The following is a 5170-nucleotide window of genomic DNA, read 5'->3' as shown; positions in this document are numbered from 1 at the left end:
CTCGCGGGTGGTGCGCTTCTCGGCAGGCTTGTGGAACAGCAGCAGCCCGCCGAACAGCAGGATCGCCGCGTGCAGCGCGAGGGCGAAGGCGAACGCCTTGAGCCGGGCCATCATTTCTTGGTGGTGGAGATGCCGACGCGTGAGATGCCGATCTTGCGGGCCTCGTCCAGGACGGCCACGACCTGCTTGAAATCGGCGTCCGCCGCCGCGTTGACCACCACCTTGGGGTCCTTGCTGGAGGCCTTGAAGGACTGCAGCTTGAAGGGGAGCTGGGAGGCGGAGATCTTCTCCTTGTTGTAGAAGATTTCCCCGTTGTCCATGACGGTCAGGGTCAGCGCCTTCTCGGAATCGGGGCTGGACTGCGAGGTGCTGGCGGAGGGGAGCTGCACCTGCATCCCCTGGTTGCGGGTCATCGACAGCGACACCATGACGAAGGTGGCCAGCAGGAAGAAGACCACGTCGATCAGCGGCACGATCTCGATCCTCGCCTTCTTGAAACCGTGCGTTTCGAGTCTCATGCGTACTCCCTCAGCGAAGAGCCGGGCTTGGCGGCCATCACCGGTCCGGGCAGCGCCTCGGCAAGACGGCCCTCGGACCCGCGGCTGCCGAACCGAGTCTCGGCCTCCATGATCGGCTTCATCAGCAGCTCGAGATGGCTGGCCGCGTCCTCGATCGCGTGGCGCGCCTCCTCGTTCTTGTTGTGCAGGAAATTGAGCGGCACCAGCGAGCTGATGGCGATCCCCAGCCCGAAGGCGGTGGCGATCAGCGCCTCGGCGATGCCGCCGGTGATCTGCGCCGGAGCGCTCAGCTCGGCGCCACCGAGCATGCCGAAGGAGCCCATCATCCCGGTGACGGTGCCGAGCAGGCCGAGCAGCGGCGCCATGGTGATGACCGTGTCCAGGATGGCGATGCCGCGCGTGAAGCGCACCAGCTCCTTGGCCCCGGCGCGCATCAGGGCGCCGGAGAGCGACTTCTCCCGGTGCGTCATGGCGTACACCAGCGTGCGGGCCACGAAGTCCTTGGTTCCCTGGCCGCGGCGTATCGCCCCGTCCACGTCTCCCATCTCCACCTTGGCCAGGATGTCGATGATCGCTTCCGGGTCGCGCCCGCGCCGGACCCCGGCGAGGAACAGCAGCCGCTCGATGATGACGGAGCTGGCCAGCAGCGAGACGAAGAGCAGCGGCCACATGATCGGACCGCCCTTCTTGAAGTAGCCGAACAGGCTGCCGCGCGCGATCAGGGCCTGCAGCGCGCCGCCGCGGCTCGGATCCAGGGGGAGCGACCCCTTCCCCTTCTCCACCAGCTCGGCGATCTTCTCGTCGGTCTTCTCGGGCAGCGCCCGGACCGCCGGCGTGTCGGAGCCGGCCTGGGGCGTCGCCAGTCCGGAAGGATGACCGTCCTTCGCCGCGAACAGGACCACCGGTCCGATCATGGCGAAAGTGCCGTCGTCCACCGTCCCGGAGGCATCCACCGCCTTGCCCGGGTAGCGGGTCCCTCCCAGCAGGTCCTCGGCGCGCGTCAGGGCCTGCCGCACCACCTCGGTCTGGCGCGCGAAGCGCTCCTTGGGAGCGAGGTCCTTGTTCAGCGTCGCCAGCTTGGCGGCCTCGAGCGAAGCGGCGTAGCGTCCCGTCTCGCTCACATGCAGGGTGCTCTCGAAATTCCGCGTGAACTCGTCGAGGAGGTTGCCCACGTAGGTGACTTCCTCCTCGCGCAGGTGGGCCGCCTCTTTCAGCTGCCCCACTTCCAGCCCCGTCTCGTCGTTGCTCCGCGCACCGGAGTCCTGCTTCCCCTTCAGATCGCGCAGCCGGCTTTCGAGCGAGCTCATCTCCTTCGCCAGGGGCACCTTCTCCGTCTCGATGCTCTCGCGCAGGGCCTTCAGCTCTGCCAGACTCTTCTCCAGGTCCTGCCGGACGCTGCCGGCCACCGGAGCGAGCGGCGCGCCGCCGCCCGCGGCCTGGGCTTCCACGGGATTGGAGGCCAGCGCACCGGCAAGCAGCAGGGTCGCGAAGGCAACGTTGCGGCTCATCGGATTTCCACCGGCAGCAGCACGAAGCTGGGCTTGGCCTTGTTCTGCAGCACTTCCACCACCTGGCTCACCTCCGGCGCGATGCGGTCTTCGTTCTTCCACTCCCAGCCCTTCTCCGAGGGGCGACCCACCCCGGCCTGACCCTGGGCCCCCACGAAATAGGCCTGGCCCAGCCCGACGTAGACCACCTTCACCTCGGCCGGCTTGCCATCGGTCAGAGTCCGAACCTCGCTGGTCAGGGTGATTTCTCCGTTGAACTTGTTGATCTCGTTCAGAATCCCGGCGACATTCTGGAACCTCTCGGCGGCCGAGATGGCGCTCTGAGCCGGGTTGTCGGGCATGCGGCCGTACAGCGGCTTGATCTTTTCCTTCAGCGGATCGGGGAGTCGATCGTGCAGGACGCGAAGGCGCGTCTCCAGCTCCCCGGCCATCCGGCCAAGCTCGCCGGAGACCTCTTTCATCGTGTCGATGCGGGCATTCAGCTCCGCCTTGTCCTTGCGCACCCCGCCGCCCGATTGGGAAATCTCCGTGACCTTCCCTTCCGCGGCGGCGACCTCGCCGCGCAGCAGGTCGATGCGCGACTGGAGGATTTCCTTGCCGTCCTTCCAGTCGGCGCGCTCCTTGGCGATCATCTGCTGGGTCTCGGCCCACTTGGCCAGCAGCGAGCGCACCGTCTCGGGGCTGTCGGGCGCTTCCTCCGGAATGGCGACGGGGGCCGACAGGATGAGGCATAAGGCGACCAGCGACGCTTGGCGGCGGACGATGCGGCTTCTCATACGGTGAGGTTAAGCTCCCTGTGTGACGATTCGGCAACATTCCTGCGGCAACTCCGGAGCGTTCCGCCTACCATTTCCAGGTGAAGCTGATCCCGAGTAGCCGGGCGGTCTCGCGCTCGGTCTTGACCGTCTCCTCCCCCGACGGGGTGCGGTAGACGGTGCGCGCTTCCGGGGCAAGGAGGTTCTTCCCTTTCACAGCGACCGAGAAACCTTTGCCGATCCGCTGGGCCAAGGTGACGTCGAGCGACTTGAACTCTTCCTGGAAGACGTTGGGGACGGCGTCCTCGGCGCCACGGGCCGCTCCGGTCAGGAGCATCTCCCCGGTGACGTTGTAGAAGATCCCGACGGAGGTCCCGAAGCGCTCCGAGTCGTAGGTGAGGTTGGCGTTCCAGATCTTGTCGGGCTGCCCCTGCAGCCGCCGGGTCGGCTCGTCCAGCTCGAACGACGCCAGCGACTCCTGCTCGGAAGCCGGGACCTCCACCTCGGAGTTGATGAGCGTGAGATTCACCCCCACCGACAGGTCCTTCAGCCAATCCGCCGCCCACTCCATCGAGGAGCGGGCCTCCAGCTCGACTCCCGAGAGCTTGCCTCGTTCGTAGTTGACCGGCTGGATGAAGCTGCGGCCGCCGGCGGCGAAGCTGATCAGCTCGATCGGGTTGCGGATCTGCTTGTAGAAGGCGCTGCCCGCCAGGACCGCTCCCGGACGCGGGAACCACTCCCAGCGCAGGTCGTAGTTATTGATGCGGGACAGCGTCAGATCCGGGTTGCCGACATACTCGTCGCCGAAAATGAACTCCTCGGTGGCGACGGGCGCCAGCTCGCGGAAGTTGGGGCGGGCGATCGTGGCGCTGACCGTGCCGCGCAGGCTCATTCCCTGGCGGATCGACCAGACGAGACCGGCTGAGGGGAGGAGCGCTTTGTCCTTGATATCGGCCACCGCCAGCTCCTGGTCCACCCTCTGGATGCCGCGGTCGCCGCTGTCCGGGTTGACGACGATGACATCCACCTTGCCGAGGCGCTCGTTGGTCGGGATGACCGACAGATCGGTCGACTCGAGACGCACGCCGGCAATCGCCTTGAAGTTGCTGCGAAAAGGAAACTCGGCCATGGCGAAGGCGGCGTCGATGTCCTGGCTGCCGGTGTAGTCGACGTCGGAGGATGTCAAAGGCGTGATGATCCAGAGGAGCTGGTTGGGTGCCGGCGGATGATTGGTCGCCAGGCCGATGCGGTTCGAGTCGGTGAAGACGTCGGTCCAGAGCTGATCGGCATCGGTCGCATGGAAGCTGGCCAGCTGCAGGTTCTCGCGCGCCGCGTCGTTGCCTGGCGCCTGGGTGGGGAAGTTGTAGGTGAAGGAGCGCTGCTCGTAGTCGCGATCGGTGCGATCCAGGCGGACGCCGCCACGAAGCGTGGCGGAAAGGTCTCCCCAGGTGGAGAAAGGCAGCGAGTAATTCACCGCCGACTGCCAGTTCGACTCGCCGACATCCCGCCAGATCCGGCGCGTGTTGGAAGGATCGGTGCTGTCGCGCGGCTTCAGCCCCACCAGCGTCTCGTTGTTGAAGTCGTTGCGGAAGAAGCGCACGTCGGGCTCCTCCTGGCTGGTGTCGTTGTAGGCGACGAACCAGTCGAGCCCCTGGCCCTGCTTTTCTCCGGAATGGTGCTCTCCGTGGATTTGGGCCGAGCCGACGAAGCGCTCGGTGTAGTGCAGCGCCTGGTTCTGCCGCTCGACGCCTCCCCCGAGCGTCTGAACCTGGAAGCGTGCCTCGTCTTCCGCCGACCGGTTGCCGATCAGGTTCAGGGCATAGCGCTGGTTCTGCCCCGCGACGAACTCGAAGTTGATCAGAAGTCCCGTGAGAGTTTCCTCGGTTCCCCTGGTCTCGGAGCGGCTCACCAGCTGCATCGGCTGATCGGGCAGGGAGACGGTGCCATTGTTGTTCTGGGCGTCCTCCATGAGATCGTATTTGTGCTGGAAGGTCAGCGCTCCCAGGATCCCGAGCACCCGATCGTTCCCGCGCTCCCAGCGGTTGCCTCCCACGAACGAGAAGCTGCCGTTCAGTCCCGGCGTGTCGGTGGTGACCCCCATCGCCGGGTCGAAGGAGCGGACGAGGCGATCGTAGGCATCGGAAATGGCGATCTTCTCCGCGGTGTAGGGGGCCCGGAAAAGATTGTTGGGTATGGGAGGAATGCTCTTGTAGGCCTCCTTCGCCGCCTCCGGAAGGGCGCGATCGTCCGCCCCACCCCCGAGCAGCGGCGTCCCCCCGCCTTCGTAGGTCAGGAAGGCGTCGTTGCCGGTGGCCATACTGTTGTTCTCGGCCCCCAGGGACACGGCGTAGGTCAGCTTCTCGGGGATCGACCGTGTCTGGATGTCGAC

Annotated in this window: 4 protein-coding genes; all 4 read right to left on the bottom strand. The window is 66.2% G+C overall.

All coding sequences use genetic code 11. The features are described 5' to 3' along the window. Window positions 1–110: 110 nt before the first annotated feature. On the bottom strand, window positions 111–518 hold the full coding sequence (locus VFW45_01655; GenBank protein ID HEU5179470.1) for a biopolymer transporter ExbD: 408 nt from the start codon (window positions 516–518) through the stop codon (window positions 111–113). Beyond that, complete coding sequence (locus VFW45_01650; protein ID HEU5179469.1) at window positions 515–2026, bottom strand: MotA/TolQ/ExbB proton channel family protein; 1512 nt, start codon at window positions 2024–2026, stop codon at window positions 515–517. The genes VFW45_01655 and VFW45_01650 overlap by 4 nt, the downstream gene beginning before the upstream one ends. Beyond that, window positions 2023–2802, bottom strand: a complete 780-nt coding sequence (locus tag VFW45_01645; GenBank protein HEU5179468.1) for a DUF3450 family protein — start codon at window positions 2800–2802, stop codon at window positions 2023–2025. The genes VFW45_01650 and VFW45_01645 overlap by 4 nt, the downstream gene beginning before the upstream one ends. Window positions 2803–2869: 67 nt before the next feature. After that, on the bottom strand, window positions 2870–5170 hold a 2301-nt coding region (locus VFW45_01640; protein ID HEU5179467.1), incomplete at its 5' end, for a TonB-dependent receptor.

Source organism: Candidatus Polarisedimenticolia bacterium (assembly GCA_035764505.1).
Taxonomy (GTDB): Bacteria; Acidobacteriota; Polarisedimenticolia; order Gp22-AA2; family AA152; genus AA152.
The sequence above is the reverse complement of the archived record's forward strand: the minus strand, read 5'-3'. Positions and strand labels throughout refer to the sequence as shown.